Annotated in this window: 18 protein-coding genes; 16 read left to right on the plus strand and 2 right to left on the minus strand. The window is 47.7% G+C overall.

Translation table 11 applies throughout. The annotated features are described in order from the left end of the window. Positions 1-4: 4 nt before the first annotated feature. Complete coding sequence (locus tag RQP52_RS01525; protein WP_315949054.1) at positions 5-1,408, minus strand: spore germination protein; 1,404 nt, start codon at positions 1,406-1,408, stop codon at positions 5-7. Positions 1,409-1,576: 168 nt separating this feature from the next. Between RQP52_RS01525 and RQP52_RS01530 the strand changes: the two genes are divergently transcribed. Further along, positions 1,577-2,485 (plus strand): DMT family transporter, encoded by a 909-nt coding sequence (locus RQP52_RS01530; protein WP_315949056.1) that lies wholly within the window; start codon positions 1,577-1,579, stop codon positions 2,483-2,485. A 76-nt stretch (positions 2,486-2,561) separates the two neighbouring features. Here RQP52_RS01530 and RQP52_RS01535 read toward each other — a convergent pair whose 3' ends face one another. Next, the gene (locus tag RQP52_RS01535) at positions 2,562-2,930 is read right to left on the minus strand and encodes a hypothetical protein (protein ID WP_315949058.1); all 369 of its coding nucleotides are present in this window, start codon (positions 2,928-2,930) and stop codon (positions 2,562-2,564) included. Positions 2,931-3,171: 241 nt separating this feature from the next. On the opposite strand from RQP52_RS01535, the gene RQP52_RS01540 reads away from it, so the two are divergent. The 15 genes from RQP52_RS01540 to RQP52_RS01610 all read left to right on the plus strand — a co-directional run bounded on the left by RQP52_RS01540 (position 3,172) and on the right by RQP52_RS01610 (position 19,748). Next, the gene (locus RQP52_RS01540; protein WP_315949060.1) at positions 3,172-3,816 is read left to right on the plus strand and encodes a chromate transporter; all 645 of its coding nucleotides are present in this window, start codon (positions 3,172-3,174) and stop codon (positions 3,814-3,816) included. A 16-nt stretch (positions 3,817-3,832) separates the two neighbouring features. Further along, on the plus strand, positions 3,833-4,375 hold the full coding sequence (locus RQP52_RS01545) for a chromate transporter (RefSeq protein ID WP_315949061.1): 543 nt from the start codon (positions 3,833-3,835) through the stop codon (positions 4,373-4,375). A gap of 234 nt (positions 4,376-4,609) precedes the next feature. Further along, positions 4,610-5,224 carry a helix-turn-helix transcriptional regulator gene (locus RQP52_RS01550; protein WP_315949062.1) on the plus strand — a complete coding sequence of 205 codons (615 nt, stop codon included), beginning with the start codon at positions 4,610-4,612 and terminating at the stop codon, positions 5,222-5,224. 27 nt (positions 5,225-5,251) lie between these two features. Continuing rightward, on the plus strand, positions 5,252-6,043 hold the full coding sequence (locus RQP52_RS01555; RefSeq protein WP_315950353.1) for a pyruvate, water dikinase regulatory protein: 792 nt from the start codon (positions 5,252-5,254) through the stop codon (positions 6,041-6,043). A gap of 41 nt (positions 6,044-6,084) precedes the next feature. Next, entirely contained in the window at positions 6,085-7,047 is a 963-nt protein-coding gene (glpX, locus tag RQP52_RS01560; protein ID WP_315949063.1) for a class II fructose-bisphosphatase, read from the plus strand. Positions 7,048-7,181: 134 nt separating this feature from the next. Next, the gene (locus RQP52_RS01565) at positions 7,182-7,865 is read left to right on the plus strand and encodes a hypothetical protein (RefSeq protein ID WP_315949064.1); all 684 of its coding nucleotides are present in this window, start codon (positions 7,182-7,184) and stop codon (positions 7,863-7,865) included. Between the two features lie 584 nt (positions 7,866-8,449). Further along, complete coding sequence (locus RQP52_RS01570; RefSeq protein ID WP_315949065.1) at positions 8,450-9,532, plus strand: Gfo/Idh/MocA family protein; 1,083 nt, start codon at positions 8,450-8,452, stop codon at positions 9,530-9,532. A gap of 37 nt (positions 9,533-9,569) precedes the next feature. Then, positions 9,570-10,655 (plus strand): Gfo/Idh/MocA family protein, encoded by a 1,086-nt coding sequence (locus RQP52_RS01575; RefSeq protein ID WP_315949066.1) that lies wholly within the window; start codon positions 9,570-9,572, stop codon positions 10,653-10,655. A gap of 114 nt (positions 10,656-10,769) precedes the next feature. After that, a complete protein-coding gene (locus tag RQP52_RS01580) occupies positions 10,770-11,552 on the plus strand; it encodes an SDR family NAD(P)-dependent oxidoreductase (protein ID WP_315949067.1) in 783 nt (260 codons plus the stop codon). 36 nt (positions 11,553-11,588) lie between these two features. Beyond that, positions 11,589-12,494, plus strand: coding sequence for an LLM class flavin-dependent oxidoreductase (locus RQP52_RS01585; RefSeq protein WP_315949068.1), 906 nt, complete (start codon positions 11,589-11,591; stop codon positions 12,492-12,494). Positions 12,495-13,156: 662 nt separating this feature from the next. Further along, entirely contained in the window at positions 13,157-14,503 is a 1,347-nt protein-coding gene (locus RQP52_RS01590; RefSeq protein ID WP_315949069.1) for an ABC transporter substrate-binding protein, read from the plus strand. 134 nt (positions 14,504-14,637) lie between these two features. Next, the gene (locus RQP52_RS01595; protein ID WP_315949070.1) at positions 14,638-15,657 is read left to right on the plus strand and encodes a LacI family DNA-binding transcriptional regulator; all 1,020 of its coding nucleotides are present in this window, start codon (positions 14,638-14,640) and stop codon (positions 15,655-15,657) included. 17 nt (positions 15,658-15,674) lie between these two features. Next, complete coding sequence (locus tag RQP52_RS01600) at positions 15,675-16,796, plus strand: glycoside hydrolase family 88 protein (RefSeq protein ID WP_315949071.1); 1,122 nt, start codon at positions 15,675-15,677, stop codon at positions 16,794-16,796. Further along, positions 16,789-17,940, plus strand: a complete 1,152-nt coding sequence (locus RQP52_RS01605) for a DUF2264 domain-containing protein (protein ID WP_315949072.1) — start codon at positions 16,789-16,791, stop codon at positions 17,938-17,940. The genes RQP52_RS01600 and RQP52_RS01605 overlap by 8 nt, the downstream gene beginning before the upstream one ends. 140 nt (positions 17,941-18,080) lie before the next feature. After that, a complete protein-coding gene (locus tag RQP52_RS01610) occupies positions 18,081-19,748 on the plus strand; it encodes a PucR family transcriptional regulator (RefSeq protein WP_315949073.1) in 1,668 nt (555 codons plus the stop codon). The last annotated feature ends 82 nt before the right edge of the window (positions 19,749-19,830 follow it).

Below are 19,830 nucleotides of genomic sequence, written 5' to 3' on the forward strand. Positions count from 1 at the left end.
TCCTTCATTTGCCTGATTTATTAGGGGTGAATTTTTTCAATTTAGCCAAAATTTGCACGGGCGCTCGAATAATCTGATCTAACCAACGACTTGGTTGCGATGGTGCTAAAGGTGATAAATAAGATAGATCAAACATATGTAAACTGGAAAGTTGAACGATCAAGAATCCGAGGCCGAAAACTAGACCGAAATTTCCAAATATACCAGCCAACAGAATGATACCAAATCGCATTATCCGAATGGAAGCGCTCATGATATAACTAGGGATGGCGAAGGAGGCTATGGCCGAAATCGCAACAGAGATAATGAGGATATTGCTTGTTACACCAGCTTGAACAGCCGCTTGGCCGATGACGATTCCCCCGACAGTCCCAATCGTAGATCCGATTTTGGTGGGTAAGCGTGCCCCTGCTTCACGAAGAAGCTCAATGGTCATCTCCATAAAAATGGCTTCTACCAGCGGTGAAAAAGGCACTCGATTACGGGATTCCATTAAGTTTAGCAACAGCGATGGCGGAATCATCTCATAATGATAAGTGACTAGCGAGACATAGGATGCTGTGAAGCTGAGTGTAATGAATAAGGCAATAAGTCGTAAAATACGAACGGCAGAGGCGACGGGCCACGGTTGATAATAATCGTCAGGCGACATGAAAAATTCAATAAAGGAAGTTGGGGTACTGAAGGCAGTTTGACTCCCCTCAAGCAGCCCGACAATTTTGCCGCTGATCAGTTTATTCGCGATGAGATCAGGCCGCACGCTTGTAAAGATTTGCGGTGCCAAGGAGTACTTGTTAGGGCTTAAATATTGAACAAGGATATTTGTTTCAGTGATGATCGGAATATCGAGCTTTTCTATCATCTCGCTTAACTGCTGCACGTGAGACGAATCTGCAAGACCGTCCAAATAAAGGAGATTTAACGATGTGCCTGTTTTGCTGCCAATTGTGAAGGCAAGCACTTTGAGTGACGGATCCTTGATGCGTCTGCGAATTAAAGACAGATTTGTGCTGAGTGATTCGGTGAAAGAGTCCATTGGACCACTAATGACACTTTCCGTCTCTGAGCTTTGTATCGTTCGTGATTCAGGCGCGTATGCTTCATACAAATAAGCACTATGATTATAAAAAATAGCGATACAACCGTTCAGAATATCATGAACGATTTCGTTCACTTGAAGTTTCTGCTTGAAGGAAGACTTGCTCAACATCGCTACCATATTGTCGTGTTTTGCATTAAACAGATTTAAGACATCATTCCTTAGAGCTTCTGGACTGACAAGATAACTGAAATAAACCAAATCGACCTGATGAAGAGGAAAATGGTGATTCGTCAAGTCAGAACAATCGCAAAGCATTTGCAGGGTTTGCTCTAGAAGGCTGATTTCCCTTATCTCTTCACTGCTCATCCACATTGATCTCCTTAAGTTATTTCACAATATTTCCATACGTTAGTATGTAACTTCAACCACTTTGTTATTCGATATTAGATGGGACATCGTCTTTAGGAGTTCGTCATATGTTATCATGTAGAAGGGCATGACCAGATGAAGGATTTACAAAGGAGTTTGATCCGCATGATACGACAATCCCCCTACATACTTTTATTGCTCGCCACTTGTATATGGGGAGGTAATTTTGTGGCCGGCAAAGCGCTCGTTGAGCATATCCCGCCCATTACCTTAGCCGCTTTGCGCTGGGGCATTGCTTTTCTGCTGCTTCTACCTTTCTATGGCAAGCAAACTTGGCGGTTAAGGGCTGAATTTCTCCGGAATTGGAAAATGCTTGTGTTCTTGTCTGCAACCGGCGTTGCCGGGTTCAACACATTAACTTATGTCGCGGTTCAATATACAGGTTCCATTAACGCTTCACTCATGAACTCTGCGACGCCGATACTTGTGGTGATCCTGACATGGTTGGTCATGCGAGAAAAATTAGCTTGGACGGCATTGCCGGGCATTTTTATTTCAATGGCCGGCGTGAGCTGGATCATTAGTCGAGGGAGCTTGTCAGCGCTGCTTCATCTGTCTTTTAATAAGGGCGATTTGCTGATGCTAACGGCAGTTCTATGTTGGGCCCTATATTCCGTAGGCATGAAAAAGGTAGCGGGGCGATTTCCCTCCAGCCCCTTGCTGCTGGCGCAGGTTGTCGTCGCTTTGATCCTGCTAATTCCGCTTTCATTAACCGAAGTGGCGGTGAAATCCCCGCAGATTGCTTGGAATTCAGCGCTTATCTCAGGACTCATCTATATCGGATTATTCGCATCAATCATTGCGTTCCTGAGCTGGAACCGCGCCATCGAAATCCTGGGACCCCAACGCTGTGCGGGTTTTCTGAACTTTATCCCGATGTTCAGCGCGATATTTGCAACAGCTTTTACGGGCGAATCACTAAGAGTGTATCATCTCTTGGGGGCGATACTAATCGTGGCTGGGGTCTATATTACGAACTATGCCATGAAAAAGCGGCAGACAAATGCTGCATAAAAAAGAGCTCGCCGATGTCGGCAAGCTCTTTTTTTCATTGGGGCAAGTGCTCTCTGGATTGAGGGAACTCTTTTGCCTACTCATCTAATTCCTCCAGATGCCCATGGTTCCTGCGGATAATCTCAGCAGCCCCTGAATAATCTGCATATTTGACTTTGGCTGTGAGCACATAATGAAGTGCAGTGGCGTCTCGGTCGCTCGCATAATCGGAAGAGCTGAGAGCCGCAGTCGGCAGCGCACCAGTCATCGCAAAACTGTTGTTCATGTTTGCTTCGTTTACCAAACCACCGCCATCCAAGATGGGAAGCAGCAGCCGTCCGCTGCCGTTATATCCGCCCTCCAGTGATCCAACCTCGAGCATTTCCGGATTGTATTTCATCAACAATACTTTTGCATCCTCCGCTTGATTTTCCGTGTGAAAATACGCTTGAATGATTCGGCTCATGATTCATCCTTCCTTTCAATTAGGTTAGGTGTTCTTACGTTAGGCTTACCCCAATTTGTTTGAAAGCTGACCTTTATACCAAAATAAATTAAACTTACATTTTTAATCGGGATGATCGGGATTGAAATAAACGTTCGTCCTGCATTATAAGGGGGATTTAGAGGGCGGATTAGTAAAAATGATTGGACATTCTACTCTCTTTAGTTCAAAATAGAATTAAGTGCAGGGGAGGTCAACCAACATGCCAACAAACAACTTTCGTAAATTAATAAGCATCTTCTGGACATTTCTGCGGATCAGCCCACTTACTTTTGGTGGCGGTTATGCTATGCTGCCTGCTATTCATAGAGAAGTGGTTGAGACGAATAAGTGGATGTCAGATGATGAGATGACAGAACTTCTTGCCATATCCGGAGCAGCTCCGGGCGGTGTAGGCGTGAATGTTTCAGCCTTGGTCGGCTATCATTTGGCAGGAGTTCGAGGAGCCGTAGCAGCCGTCATCGGCATTACGCTTCCTACGTTTATCATTGTTATGCTCCTTAGTATGGTTTACGCAATTCTCCAAAGTTATCCGAAAATGCAGGCTATCATGGAGGGGATTCATGCTGCAATCGTCGGACTGATCGCAGCAGCTGCCTACAAAATGGCGAAGTCATCCATTATCGATAAAATGACGCTTTTTGCAGCCGTAGCGACCGTGCTCGTCCTGCTTTTCCTCCCGATATCACCGATCTTAGTGATTGGCTCCGGTTTTGTGGTTGGAATTGCTGTCGTTTTCTTGAAACAAAAATGGGGAATGAAAGATCCATTCGCAAGCAAAGAAACGAAGTCGCAAGCGCCTATGACCAACCGGGCCGCAGATTATTTTATTGCTGACGGTATATGAGGGAAGGTGAAAAAGCGTGCTATTCAGTTTATTTCTTACTTTTTTTAAGATTGGGTTTATCTCCTTCGGCGGTGGATACGCGATGATGCCAGTCATCCAGCACGAGGTGAGCAAAAACCAATGGCTTACAGATGAAGCTTTCAACCAAGTTGTGTCTTTGGCGGGGGCAGGCCCAGGACCTATTGCGACGAATTGTGCCACACTAATTGGATTTCAGACGGCTGGCGTAATGGGCGCCATTGCGGCGACGCTCGGCATGGTGCTTCCATCTCTTTTATTGATCATTGTATTAGCAGCATTTTTGTACAAATGGCATCATAATAAGTGGTTTAAATCTTCTTTTTACGGCTTGAAGCCTGTCGTCACCGGCTTAATTATTTTTGCGGCGATACACTTTGGCATGGCAGGCTGGGGTGAAGCGAAACTACCGGTCACCTGGCAGCAGATTGCTACGGTGTTAATCTCAATCGGTGCTTTCATGGGAATTATCAAATATAAACTGCATCCATTTATTATCATTGTAGGCGCGGGTATTATGGGTATCGTCTTTTTCCAATAGCTGTATAGAAAGCTCTCTTTCATTCCTTCAGGAAGTAGAAAGGGGCTTTTTTGCGTCCAAAAAAGTGAACGGAACGTGTCCAAAAATGATAAGAAATTATTTTATGTGCTATAAAACAATGTTATTTTCCTTTTTTATGCTATATAATATACAATATATAATAAATAGAACACACTATATAGGTGGTTTTGAATTGTTTAGGAGGGAAACATCATCGAGCTGACATCCCGCCAGTTGGAAATTATTGATCTTGTGGGCAAACATGCCCCGATTACGGGTGAACGCATCGCTGAGCTTTTAGGCATTAGCCGCCCGACGATTCGTTCGGATCTGGCTGTTTTGGTGATGCTTGGGCATATTGATGCCAAACCGAAAGTCGGCTATTTTCTTGGAAAAGCTGCGCTTGAAGTGAATTCACCATTTAAGCATATTGAGGCGATGAAGGTCAAAGAAGTCATGGGCATTCCCGTTGTGCTCAGGGAGACGGTTACGGTCAGCGATGCTGTCGTGACACTTTTTCTAGAAAACGTAGGAAGTTTAATGATTGTAAATCAACAGGGGGCTTTAGTAGGTATCGTTTCACGAAAGGATCTGCTGAAGGTGACATTAGGCCAGTCCGCCGCTAACACAATGCCTGTATCACTCGTCATGACCAGACATCCGAACATTGTTACGGTGCACCCGGAAGACAGCGTGTTAGAAGCTGCTCGGAAAATGATTCATCATCAAGTCGACGGATTGCCTGTCGTTAAGCCGGCAACGCCTGAACAGGAATACGACGAAGTAATAGGCCGAATTACGAAAACGACGATGACCAAACTGCTGCTTGAAGTAGCGCTGGGGATTTAATCAGGAGGAGTGCAAGTGGGAGAAAAGATGCATACGATTTTCGTTTGTTCGGATTCTGTAGGGGAAACGGCGAATACCGTCGTACAAGCAACAATCCGCCAATTTAATGCCAGCCAAGTGCAGGTCAAACGCTTCGGATCCATCCGAACCGAAGATGAAGTGCGCTCCTTAGTGGAAGAAGCATCGAAAGTGAACGGTTTTATCGCCTATACGCTAGTTCTTCCCGAGCTTAGGGAGATGATGCGGCAGGAAGCCATTCGACTTAGCGTCAATGCGATTGACATTATGGGACCTATGATGCAGGCATTCATTGATACCTTCAAGGATTCGCCGAAGCGCAAAGTAGGTCTGCTCTACCAGATGGATGAGCAGTATTACCAGCGGGTTGAAGCGGTTGAGTTCACGGTAAATAGTGACGATGGCAAAGATCCCAGCGCGATGAGACATGCCCATATTGTCTTGCTCGGGCCTTCCCGCACCTCCAAAACGCCGTTGAGCATTTATTTGGCGCATAAAGGAAATAAGGTGGCCAATTACCCGCTTGTTCCAGAGGTAAAGCCGCCCGCCATTATATATGAATTAGATCCTAAGAAATTAATTGGTTTAATGATGGATCCTGATCAACTGGTACGCATTCGAACAGAACGCTTGAAAGCAGTAGGACTTCCCTTTGGCGCCAAATATGCGACTGGGGAGCGGGTCAAAGAAGAGCTGGCTTTTGCGATGAAATTGTATCGTGATCTTGGATGCCGAATCATCGATGTTAGTGAGAAAGCGATCGAAGAGACAGCAGGACTTATTTTAGCTGACAGAACGTAAACGTACAAAACAATTCCAAAGTAGAAAGGGTGAATGGATGTATGCAAAGAGATTTGTCACTGGAAATTGTTCGAGTTACAGAATATGCTGCTTTGGCGTCCGCTCGGTGGACAGGAAAAGGGAATAAACATAGCGCTGACGAAGCGGCAACATCTGCCATGCGTTCTATTTTTAGCTCCATTCCATTTCGGGGAACTGTTGTCATCGGTGAAGGTGAGATGGACGAAGCGCCCATGCTCTATATTGGCGAGCCAGTGGGCAGCGGTGTTGGTCCTGAATATGATGTGGCTGTAGATCCGCTGGAAGGTACGGATATTGTTGCAAGCGGCAGAAACAATGCGCTTTCCGTTGTAGCCATTGCCGAGAAAGGGAATCTGCTGCATGCTCCAGATATGTATATGGAAAAGCTCGCCGTCGGTCCCCGACTGGCTGGTCATCTACGGTTAGAGGATCCGCTCGATGTGACCGTACGCAAAGCTGCGGAGCTGCTGCAAAAGGATGTAACGGAGCTAACCGTCTCGATTTTGGATCGCAAACGGCATGCCGACAAAATCTTAGTTCTGCGCACGCTAGGCGTTAAAATTCATTTGCTTAGCGATGGCGATGTGGCGGGAGCGATGGCGACCGCATTTCCCGAAACGGGCATCGACCTGCACGTGGGTTCGGGAGGCGCGCCGGAAGGTGTGCTCGCCGCGGCCGCGCTGCGCTGTATGGGTGGCGAGTTCCAGGGGCGGCTTCTTCCGGAGGATGATGCAGAGATCGCTCGCTGCTTGGCTATGGGGATCACGGATCCCTCCAAAGTGCTGAGCATGCGTGATCTCGTGGGAGAATCCGATATTTACTTTGCCGCGACAGGCGTTACCACCGGGGATTTCTTGAGCGGTGTGAAGTATCAATTCGGTGGCCGTGCAGAGACTCACTCGGTCGTCATGAGAGCTGAAACGCAAACCGTGCGTTTCATTCATTGCGTCCATCAGACGCAGGTGTATCTTGGGAGCGCCTAAGGCGTAAGGAAGACCATGTATGTCAACTTAGGTTGAGGTGCATGGTCTTTTGTTGTTCTTGCTATTAGTAATCATGGGCCAAGTCCACAGTCGCATATACTTTAGCTGAGAATGATGCGAAAAGAGGGATAACCATGAGCATGAACAATATTGATTTCCTTGCCGTCGTCCGGAGCTGCATACCTCAAGAAGCTGAGATCGTGCAGCTGCAGCAGCAGGGGAATCCCGCGGCAATCTTGTATGCGGACGTTGACGGTGACGGCTTTCCCGAAATCACGGCTATGTATAGATTTTTAGATAACCAGTACCTGTTCTCGCTCAAGGACTATTCCGGTAACTGGTTTCCTATTGCATCAGCATCCACGGGAGGAATCAGGGAAGTGACGGATTTTGCGGCAGCGCCCGTTTCACGCAGACAAGGCTGGGATGTCATTATCGGCTGGCAGCAAAAGGGCACAAGCTCAGGTTCAGGTTCTGAGCTTGACATCATCCAATGGACGTCAAGCGGCTTTCAGCGAATGATCCCGCCGGGGACTACGTACGATCATTTGGAGATTGAGGATATGCCGACCAGAGACGGGAAAGACGGCTTATGCGAGCTCGCGCTTTGGGTGAAAGAGCAGAATCAAGCGTACCAAGTGCAGACGTACCGCTGGGATCCGTACCGGCTTGTTCCGACGCAGGACGTTCATCCTTATTATTTCCAGCGAGTCAGCCGCTACTATGAGGACTTAGTGCGCGATCATCCGGATGAACCGGCTTACCGAAGTCTTCTGGAGGATGCGAAGAAGAAGGTGGGCGGTGAAGGCAGCGCGTAAGCGGCAGGATGGTGGAAGTAGCTGGGTCGGGGAGTAGATGAAGAAGGCCATCTACTGTTACAAGGCTGCCTCAAAAGTAGAGATGTCTACTGGGGCAGCTCTCTTTGTGTTTTGCAACGGGAATAGCTAACGGACCCAGCAGCCGCTATTCCGCCAAATTCGGCTGAATTTGAGAGCTAATGGACTGAGGCGCCGTTATTTATGCATTTTGTCGTTGTTTTAGGCAAGTTCATGGCCAATAATGACTCTGGAGTCCGTTAGCTGCTCATTCCCTCTCAAAAGTAGCAGATAGCGTCATCTCAGTCCGTTAGCCGAAAACAACTTATGCTCGCAAGAGGTAAGAGGGAGTAAACAGGAAGTAATCCGCCCTCTGAACGACGGCTTCAATCCTGATTTTGAAGGGGCAATATAGTTTGTGAATGGCCATCCAACGACATGCAGAAGACAAGCCGTTTTTTCGCACAAATATGCCATGTCGCAATTTCTTATCTTTTTTGTCCTAATGTTAGACTAAAAATCCTATTATTCCTATGCTACATTTATGTAGGATGTCTTAATATTACATGTAGCGATGAGGTAATGAGATGAGCAAAACATTGAAAATCGGCATTATTGGCGGCGGCGGTATTGCTGGCGCACATGTAAGAGCCTACCGGGAGCTGGCTGATGTAGAGATTGTAGCGGTTGCAGATGCTGTACCTGGCAAAGCGGCGCAATTTATTGATTTCTGGCAGCTCACATCGGCGCAGGCCTTTGACGATTACCGGCAGCTGCTGGAGTTAGACCTTGATGGAGTAAGCATTTGCACGCCTAATGTGGCTCATCACCGCACAACGGTTGATGCCTTGTTGGCAGGCAAACACGTCATGTTGGAAAAGCCGATGTCCGTAACGTTGGATGAAGCGGTAGAAATGGCGCAAACGGCGAAAAAGACAGGCTTCATGCTCAATGTTGGCTTCCAGCCGAGGTATGATCCGAACATGAAAACCATCCAAGATGTGGTTCAGTCCGGTCAACTGGGCAAAGTGTACTACGTGGAGACTGGCGGCGGACGCCGTAGAGGGATGCCTGGCGGTACATTTATCTCCAAGGAAATCGCAGGTGCCGGTGCAATGGCCGATATCGGCTGCTACTCGCTTGATATGGCGCTGAATGCGATGGGATATCCGAAACCGCTTACCGTATCCGCTTACAGTTCTAACTATTTTGGTACGAACCCTTTGTATCATAAAGAAGCAGCACGCTTCGATGTAGAAGATTTCGGTGTTGCGATGATCCGATTCGAAGGCGATCTTGTGCTGAATTTCAAAATCTCATGGGCGATGCACATGGATACATTAGGACCGACTCTGTTCCTTGGAACCGATGGCGGACTTAAAGTAACGCCTGCCGGAAAAGGGCCATGGAGCGGCGTGTTTGATGGATCTGTTGGATCTATCACATACTTCCATGATGTTCTTGGACACCATACCGAAAGTCAAATCCCGATCATCGATCATAATAAAAATTTGTTTAATGAAAAAGTTCGCGATTTTGTAGAAGCGGTTCGCGACGGCAAGCCTGCACCGATTCCAGGTGAGCAAATCGTCCGGAATCAAGCGATTATTGACGGTATTATTCGCTCCTCCCTTCAGAAACGTGAAGTCACCATTGAACTTCCTAATTAATTCACAATAAAATTCAACCTACTTTGGAGGTAATCTTATGTCACGTATTTTCCGTATTGGTATCATTGGTTGCGGTGGAATTGCAAACGGTAAACATTTGCCGAGCTTGAGCAAGCTGAAAAATGTTGAAATTGTCGCATTCTGTGATATCGTGAGTGAGCGCGCAGAGAAGGCGGCTGACAAATACGGCGCAGAGGGCGCTACCGTTTATGAAGATTACAAAGAATTACTAGCAGATGCTACGATTGATATCGTGCATGTTCTTACTCCGAATGACTCGCATGCGGAAATTGCTATTGCAGCAATGGAAGCTGGCAAGCATGTCATGTGTGAAAAGCCGATGGCGAAAACGGCAGCAGATGCAAAACGTATGGCTGAGACAGCTAAACGTACAGGCAAAAAGCTGACAATTGGCTACAACAACCGTTTCCGTCCGGACAGCCAGCATTTGAAACGCGTTTGTGAGCAAGGCGAGCTTGGGGAAATTTACTTCGCTAAAGCGCATGCGATTCGTCGTCGTGCAGTTCCGACATGGGGCGTATTCCTCGATGAAGAAAAACAAGGCGGAGGCCCGTTGATCGATATCGGCACACACGCTTTGGACTTGACGCTTTGGATGATGGACAACTACAAACCGAAAGTTGTGCTTGGAACGTCCTACCACGAATTGTCTCAGAAAGAGAATGCCGCTAACGCTTGGGGACCGTGGGATCCGAGCAAGTTTACAGTGGAAGATTCCGCATTCGGGATGATCGTGATGGAAAACGGAGCGACAATTATGCTGGAATCCAGCTGGGCTCTGAACACGCTGGAAGTTGACGAGGCGAAATGCTCGCTCAGCGGAACAGAAGGCGGCGCAGACATGAAAGGCGGACTTCGTATCAATGGCGAAAAACACAGCCGTTTGTATACAACGGAAGTTGACCTGAAAGCCGGCGGAGTTGCTTTTTATGATGGGGCAAAAGAAAGCGATGCGGATCTGGAAATGCGCACTTGGATCAAAGCGATTGAAACGGATGCAGAACCTGTCGTGACTCCTGAGCAAGCATATGTTGTGTCACAAATTTTGGAAGCTATTTATGAATCGGCGCGTACTGGAAAAGCCGTTTACTTGAATAACTAGAAAGTAGAGAAGGGGAGGCGCATGCCTCTCTTTTTTTTGCCAACATTTGAAAAAATGCTGCGAAAAAGAGTATGCTAGAACTACTCTGGTGTCTAGGAAAGGATGGATGTAGGGATGGATTTAGGGTTGAAGGAGAAAGTTGCCTTAATCACAGGCGGGAGCAAAGGGATTGGTTTGGCGACTGCCATCACATTGTCCCGTGAGGGGGCAAAGGTTGCTATTTGTGCGAGGAATGAGGAGCAGCTGCAGGAAGCTGCCAAACATATTGCCGGCTTGACGGAAGGCCGTGTACTGACGATTCAAGCGGATGTTATGTCAGAAGAAGACTGCAAACGCGCTGTCGAGCTAACGGTTGAAGCTTTTGGCGGCATTGATATTCTGGTTAATAATGCCGGGACTTCTGCGGCGAAACCTTTTGAACAGGTTGGTACGGAGGTTTGGCGTCAGGATCTGGAACTGAAATTGTTCGGAGCGATTCATTTCTCCCGTTACGCGATTCCTTATATGAAGCAAGCAGGAGGCGGCTCCATTGTGAATCTGACGACGTCTGCCGCCAAAACTCCGCCGGCTTCCTCCCTGCCGACAAGTGTCAGCCGTGCAGCTGGACTGGCTTTAACTAACGCAATGAGCAAGGATCTTGCCGGAGACGGCATCCGTGTTAACACCGTTTGTATCGGGAAGATTCGCAGTGATCAGCTGGAAAAAGCCTGGAAGCGGGAGGCGCCTGAGCTCACTTGGGATGAGTATGCACGTGATGCAAGACACGCCATCCCACTAGGCCGTATCGGACAAGCAGAGGAAGCAGCGAACGTAATCGCCTTTCTGTCCTCACAAGCAGCTTCCTATGTAACGGGGACTTCGGTCAATATTGATGGCGGTAAAGGCGAAGCTTTGTAAGCTCGCGTCGGTTCTGGTTATGGAGGACACATCGGAATGAAGCTTAGTGTGTTAGACCTTGTTCCCGTTATAGACCCCGCAGACGCGGGCGCAGCCTACGAACATGCTGTCATGCTGGCCAAGCAAGCTGAAAAATGGGGCTACTCGCGCTACTGGGTCGCTGAGCACCACGACATGCCTGCATTGGCATGCACGGCGCCGGAGGTTCTCTTGGCGCATATCGGCGCGAGGACGGAACGTATTCGCATCGGTTCAGGCGCGCTGCTGCTGCCACATTATAAGCCGATGAAGGTGGCTGAAAGCTTTCATATGCTTGCTGCCCTATACCCGGGCAGAATTGATCTTGGCATCGGGCGAGCGCCCGGCGGTTCTGCCAATGCCGCCATCGCGCTAAGCGGCAACTTCCTAGAAAACGTTCGGCAGCTGCCGGAAACGTTGAAGTCGTTAATGGCCTTGCTGGAAGACCGGTTTGAGTGCGAGGGGCAACCGGTAACGGCAAGGCCGATGCCTCCTGTTGCGCCGGAAGTGTGGATGCTAGGCACCAACACGAAAAGCGCGGCATTAGCAGCTGAGCATGGAACTGGCTACGTATTCGGCCAATTTATGAGCGACAGCGATGCTTGTGAAGTTGTGCGAGGCTACCGGGAGAATTTTGTGCCATCCGCACAAGGGCAAGTCCCTCGCGTCATCATCGCGGTCGGTGTGGTCTGCGCCGATTCGGAGGAGGAGGCGCGAGTTCTCGCAGCAGGCATGCCTTGGCTGCAAGGTGCAGAGTCACAGCCCCAGCGCAGGATGCTCATTGGCACAGCAGCTAGCGTGCATGAGCAATTGAAGCGAATCGCAAGCGACTGTGAGGTCGATGAATTTCTTCTGGTCACGCCGGTTGCAGATTATGAGCAGCGATTGAGGTCTTACGAGTTAGTGAGCTCAATCATTTGCTGACAGCTTTCAGAGCAACAGTACCCAGTAGTGGGAAATTGTCGGTTTTTTTGAAATGTTTTAGATAGATGGAAAAACTAACGATAATCAGTGCCTCACAGCAGCTGAGATCGAAATAGAGGTAGGAACTCCAGTTAAATGGCCGGATACTACCCGAAAATGTGGTGGATTCAAGCAAATAGTGGTGGAAAATCCAGTTAATTAGATGAAAAATGGAGAAGCCACGGAAATAGCAGGAATTATCGGCGTTAAGAAGCATGGCTTTTCCCACCATACTAGCAAAAAGGCTGCATCTCTAGTAGATCATCTACAGGAGAGCAGCCTTTATTACTATTTTTGCGAACCCTATAAGTCATGTTACGCGCGGCGTTTTTTACGTAAATACCAGACTAACATGGAAATGGCGTCCCGGATTGAAGCGGTTTGGTAGTACCTGAGTGTCAATGTCATAAGCAAGAAACCTCCCTAACCCTGAAAGAATGTCATGCATGAACAGTACTACGTAAAAAGGTTCAGGTTGGTTTTATTTTTTTTTAATATTTTTTTAACACTGTTTTTTAAACAAATACCTCTACTTTCTGGATTAAACTTTCCCCTGGAAAGATGGATAATAAACATGTAAGCGTTATCCAAATTTGATCGGCTCACTTAGGGGAGGAATAGAGATGAAAAAAGTGTTCACTTTAGCATTGTCGCTATCCATCATGTTTACTGCGGCAGCATGTTCATCAGGCACGAATACGCCAGCAGCACCTGCGGCCAGCGCGGAACCATCCAAAGCAGCAGCGGCAACTACAGCACCTAGCAAAGATCCAGTTAAACTTCGCGTAGCTTGGTGGGGTGGGCAAGCGCGTCACGATTACACGTTAAAAGTCATCGAGATGTATGAGAAACAGAACCCGAACGTCAAAATTGAAGCGGAATATGCGCCATTCGACGACTACTGGAAAAAACTTGCTCCGCAAGCCTCAGCCAATCAACTTCCGGATGTTATCCAGATAGATATCTCTTACTTGACACAATACGGCGGGAAAAATCAGCTGGCTGATTTGACGCCTTACACGAAAAATGGGCTGATCGACGTTTCCTCCATCTCCCCGAATAATATTTCCGGTGGTGAAGTAGGAGGTAAGTTAGTCGCGATGAACTTAGGCGTGAACGCACTGGCGACGACAGTAGATGTGAATACGTTTAAAAGCTTAGGCATTCCGACACCAACCAAAGATTGGACTTGGGAGGATTATGATGCGGTTGCGGCAAAAGCGAAAGCTGGCGGCAAGCAAATCGGCGGTTTTGCTCTTCACCATGAAGTCTTCTTCCCGTACTACCTGCGCACTGTCGATCAAAAAATGTATAATGCAGACGGTACAGCGCTTGGTTACACCGACGATAAACCGTTCATTGACTACTTCAAACGTTATCAAAAATGGTACGAAGCCGGCAATATCCTTTCTCTTGATAAAGAGTCACAGAAGAAAGGTGTAGCTGAGGAAGACGAAATTTTGCTGAACAACGCCGTAACCGGCAATGGTTGGTCCAATCAATTCTTAGCTGTTGCCAACTTGGTGAAAGACCGTCCGCTTGAATTGTTCCCGCTTCCTGGACGCAACGGCAATAAAGGCTTGTTCTTGAAACCAAGTATGTATTTCTCCATTGCAAACAGTTCCAAGCAAAAAGAAGAAGCAGCGAAGTTCATCTCCTTCTTCGTGAACGATATTGAAGCCAATAAATTGATTAAAGGCGACCGTGGTGTGCCTGTATCCTCCAAAGTGAAAGATGCGCTCAAACCACTGCTGTCACCGAACGAAGTGAAAATCTTTGATTATGTGGCATGGGCTGAACAAAACAGCTCCCAAATGGATCCTCCGAACCCGGTTGGTTCCATCGAAGTCGAGAAATTGCTCAAAGCAACAAGCGAGCAAATCTTGTATAAGAAAACGAGCGTAGAAGAAGCTGCTGCGAAATTCCGCAAGGATGCTAACGCGATTTTGGGAAAAAATAAAGCGAAGTAACGCTTCGTAAAAACAAGTGACCGGATTTCCCTTGAAGTGAGGGAACCGGTCTTTTTTTCTCTTGACAGGTTAAACGTTTCACATTAAGCTAATAGAGTATGTTAAACGTTTAACAAAACGGAGTTGAAACAGGGATGACCAAGCCCAAACAAGTCACCATTGTAGAAGTGGCCGAAGCAGCAGGTGTGTCGATTGCCACCGTCTCCAATGTGTTGAATCGAGGTGGTATTCGCTCATCGAAAGAGACAATTCGCAAAGTCGAATTGGCTGCTGAACAACTGGGGTATCGGCGCAACACGATGGCAGCAGGTTTAAGCCGTAACAAAACTTATGAAATCGGTCTCATTATTCCAGCGATGGCCGGCTACTATGGGCAGCTTGCCGAACATTTACAGATTGAAGCGCATCATGCGGGATACCACTTATCCGTCTTCTCTTCTGGAGGTTTTGACCCGGATATTGAACGCAGGCACTTGGAAGTTTTGCTGCAGCGGAGAGTTGACGGGTTAATTTGCCATGGTTTAGCTATGGGCTTTGAAACGACGCGCTCTATCGTCAACAGCGGAACACCATTAGTTCTGATTAATGGGTGGGGCTGGCCGGAAGACATAGCGACAGGAGCTGTTAATCTTGGGTTTGCAGGAGCTTGCTTGCAGTCCGTTAAGGTGCTTGCCGATCATGGCTGCGAAACGATCTGTTACTTAGGCAGCAAACGCTCGAAAGTCATCGATGAACAGCGTCTCATTGGGTTTGATGCCGGGATGGCGCAATTTGGTGGCGGAGTGTCCCAAGAAATTGTGGATACGATGGGATTGGATATCGAAGCCTACCTGCGTGATCTTATGCAGCGGCATGCGAAGTCTGTTGGAGTTGTGGCTTTTGACGATCATGTAGCATTAAGAGTGTTATCTGCGGCTAATAAAATGAACATTGATATTCCGGGCCGCCTTAAATTAATTGGCATTAATAACGATTATATTGCGAAAGAAAGCTATCCTGGCATTTCAAGCTGGGACATTCCTTATAACGATCAAGCGCAAATGGCGATAAACAAGCTGATGCACAAGATTGGCAACAAAGCGGAGTCAGGCGAAGACCGCGAAATCGAGGTCCCGCTTACTTTTATAGAACGAGGAACAACCAAACTACAGTAAACGGAGTGAATCATTTTATGTGGAAACAAGCCATTGAAGATGCTTTACAGAAAACGAAAGTGAACATTGAACGTTTTGGGGATTTATTTCCTCATGTCAGCGAAAATGATGTGTATCACTTGAATCCGAATACGGATTGGACGGACGGCTTCTGGTCCGGTATTTTGTGGCTGGGCTACCAATACAGTGGCGACAAAGCTTTTCAAGAGGCTGCACAGAAAACGGTTGCAAGCTTTAAGAAAAGATTGGAAGACAATGTCGCTCTCGATCACCATGATATCGGCTTTTTATATTCTCTTTCCTCCAAAGCGCAGTGGATCATTGAAAAAGATGAGAATGCGAAACAGCTTACACTTCAAGCTGCCGATGTATTGATGAAGCGCTGGAGACCAAAAGGTCAGTATATTCAAGCTTGGGGTCCTGAAGGCGATGAGCATAACGGTGGCCGCATTATCATTGACTGCATGATGAATTTGCCGCTTTTGTACTGGGCTTACGAACAAACAGGCGACGCCAAATACAAAGAAGTTGCTGTCATTCATGCCGATTTAAGCCGCCGTTATTTGGTGCGTGGCGACGATTCCTCGTTCCACACGTTCTATTTTGATCAAGAAAACGGTGAGCCACTGCATGGTGGAACTGCACAAGGATATAGCGATGGTTCAACATGGACTCGCGGCCAAGCATGGGGGATTTATGGGTTTGCGCTTTCTTACCACTATACGAAAAATCCACTTTACTTAGAAACAGCGAAACGTCTGGCTCGTTACTTCTTTGACCGCCTGCCGCAGGATGACGTTGTGTACTGGGATTTCAATGCGCCTGTAAATGCAGAAACGAAACGCGATAGCTCCGCTTCCGCAATTGCTTCAGCAGGAGCACTTGAGTTGTTAGAACATTTGGCTGCTGATGATGCGGACCGTGCTTATTTGGAAAATGCGATCCAACGCTCCATGGCTGGCCTAGTGAAATCGTATGCAACAATCGGCAAGCCTGATGCGCAAGGTTTCATTGAGCGCGGCTCCTACAGTGTTCGCGGTGGAAATGCACCTGACGACTTCATGATCTGGGGAGATTACTACTACTTGGAAGCGCTTGTGCGCATGGAGAAAGGAATTAAAGGTTACTGGTATGAATAATCAAGCCGCAGCCAGCAGTACCCGTTCTGATTGGGTACAAACCATGCTTCGCATTGCTGATCCCGTTCTTACGGCATTGGCGGATAGAAAACTGCGGGCAACGATGCCTGTTGAAAATAAAAAAGAAGAGCAGCGCCAGTACTCGCATCTGGAAGCTTTTGCCCGTACGCTCGTTGGCATCGCTCCTTGGCTGGAAACGCCTGCGCTGGATGCAGAGGAGGAGAAGCTTCGGACACATTACGCCCAGCTCGTGCGTACAGGTCTGGATGCGGCGACTGATCCTGAATCGCCAGATTTTATGAACTTTAGCCATGGATTTCAGCCAATTGTGGATACTGCTTTTCTGTCGCATGCGATTCTGCGAGCTCCTAACACACTTTGGCATGGACTGGAGAGCCGTGTTCAGAGCAATTTGGTGCAAGCCTTGAAAGCGACGAGAACTCGCAAGCCGGGTTTCAACAACTGGCTGTTGTTCGCTGCGATGACGGAAACCGCGCTCAGATTTATGGGCGAGGATTGGGACCAGATGCGTGTGGACTTTGCCCTCAAGCAGCATGAGCAGTGGTACCTCGGAGACGGCATGTACGGCGATGGCCCTCATTATCATGCGGACTACTACAACAGCTTCGTGATCCAGCCCATGCTGGTTGATATCATTGAGCATGTGGATACGCATTATGAAGATTGGGCTGTTATGCGCAAGGATATTTTGGCGCGTGCGCAGCGTTATGCCGCTATTCAGGAGCGTTCCATCTCCCCTGAGGGGACGTTCCCTGTCATCGGCAGGTCGCTTGCTTACCGGTTCGGCGCATTTCAGGCACTAGCTCAAACAGCACTGCGCCGCGAACTGCCGACCGGTGTTTCTCCTTCGCAAGTTAGATGCGCATTAAGCGCCATTATCAAGCGTCTGATTGAAGCACCGGGCACCTTCGACGAAGAGGGCTGGCTGACGATCGGTTTATGCGGTCACCAGCCTGAACTTGGCGAGCCTTACATCTCAACAGGCAGCCTATACCTGTGCTCCGCTGTCTTCCTGCCGCTTGGTTTGCCGGCAGATGATGCGTTCTGGAGCGATGCGGATGCGCCTTGGACCTCGCAGAAGGTTTGGTCCGGGCAAACGGTTGCCATCGATAAAGCCATCTAAGTTAGAATATCCCAAAAGCGCCTTGTTTCCTAGTGAAACAGGCGCTTTTTTCATGTATACTAAACTTCATGAATTCTTTTATCCCCAAATAGCCTTAATAGTCAATTGTGGATAACTTTGGTGAGCCAGAAGAAAGTAGCGTGACAGTCTTGAATCAAGATTATCAATTAACGGTAGAAGAAGTGCTGGGTAGACCTTTCTTTCAGCAAGCCTATATCGCTGCAGGACAAGAGGGGTTACAGCGACTAGTGCGCTGGGTGCATATCATCGAAGTGATTCAGTTTGAAGAGCTGCTGCAGGGCGGGGAGATGATCCTGACTACGGGGGCCGCCTTCAAGAGCGATACGAAGCTGTTTATGCTCTATTTGGAGCAGCTAATTAATAATAACGTATCCTGTCTGTGCATAGAGATGGGACATTATTTGAGTGCCATCCCGCAGACGTGGATTGACGCGGCGGAAACCTGCCAGCTCCCTCTCATCATTTTCCCTCAAGCGGTGCGCTTTATCGACATTACGCAAGATATTCATGCGCACATCATCAACCAACATCATAAAGCACTCCAAGATCTGGAGAAAATTTCACGAGAGTTCCATCGCATGACATTATCCTCACAAGGGGTTTCCCATGTGCTAGGGCTGCTCCAGAGCAGTACAAAAGCCCAAGTTATCTATATGCCTCAAGATGGCCAACCCAAATTTGTTCCACAGATGGGAAGACGTGAGACAACGCAATGGTTGGAAATTCTGAATAGCCAACTAGAACGAGAATCAACGGCCGGTAATACAGGTTCTCCGGTTGTTTTTGAATTAGACGGACAGACAGTGATCGTACAGCCTGTTGGCGCAATGGGTAAAACCTGGGCCCATATTATTCTCGTTCTAGGTCGTAAACCACAGGAGTATGAGTACTTAATTCTGGACTCCGCCTCTTTGTCGATCGCGCAGGATTTATTGCGCAAACGATATATGGAAGAGCGCAAATTGTACTCGCAAACCTTATGGGTAGACGATCTGCTCCATCTTCGCATTCGTGACGAGGAACAGATCAAAGTCTTGATTGGCCATGGTTTTAAACAGCTGAATGAACTGCCTTATCATGTTATATTAATAGAATTTGAACATAGACAGATCGAAAATCAATCCATGCTTGATGACGGTGATGGCATAGAATCTGCCGGTATTCATCTTTCATTAGCCGCACGTTCCATATTTGAGCAGCACACGTTCCATCCTTTATTAACTTTGAAAAATAACCGGCTTGTCGTCGTAGCTTTTGACAAAACGTCCAAACGGCCGGCCAAAGAAAGGCTACAGCAGGTATTTCAATCGCTTCAGTTCTTGAAAGCTGAGGAAGAGATGGAACTGACCATCGGAGTCGGTCAAAGCAACCGTGGCTTCTTGCAAGCCCACCGAAGCTATCAAGAAGCGCTTCAAGCGATTTCACTTGCTCCGACGCTGCAGGGCAAAGTGCAGTTTTTTGACGAGCTGGGCGTATTTCAACTGCTCTTTCATATTGCCGATAAGCATATTCTGCAGTCCTTTGTCCGTACGTATTTAGGGCCGATTATCGATTATGATCAAATGAAAGGCAGCGAGCTGCTGCGTACACTTAAGGTTTATCTGGACAGTGACGGGTCTAAGCAAATTGCAGCCCAACAGCTTTTTATCGTTCGGCAATCCCTTTATTACCGTTTGGAGAAAATAGAGGAGCTGCTAGGCGCAGATTACATGCTTCCTGAGAAACGGTTAGCGCTGCAGGTCGGAATCCGGGCGTATCAACTGCTTTATCCTGAAATAAAATTGTGAAAAAAAACCGGACAGATTTTTGACAATTTGTCTAATGGAACAAGAACGGATCCCTCTTATACTTGGAACTATCAAGTGAAGA

It is taken from the genome of Paenibacillus violae, from assembly GCF_032461945.1.
GTDB lineage: Bacteria > Bacillota > Bacilli > Paenibacillales > NBRC-103111 > Paenibacillus_E > Paenibacillus_E violae.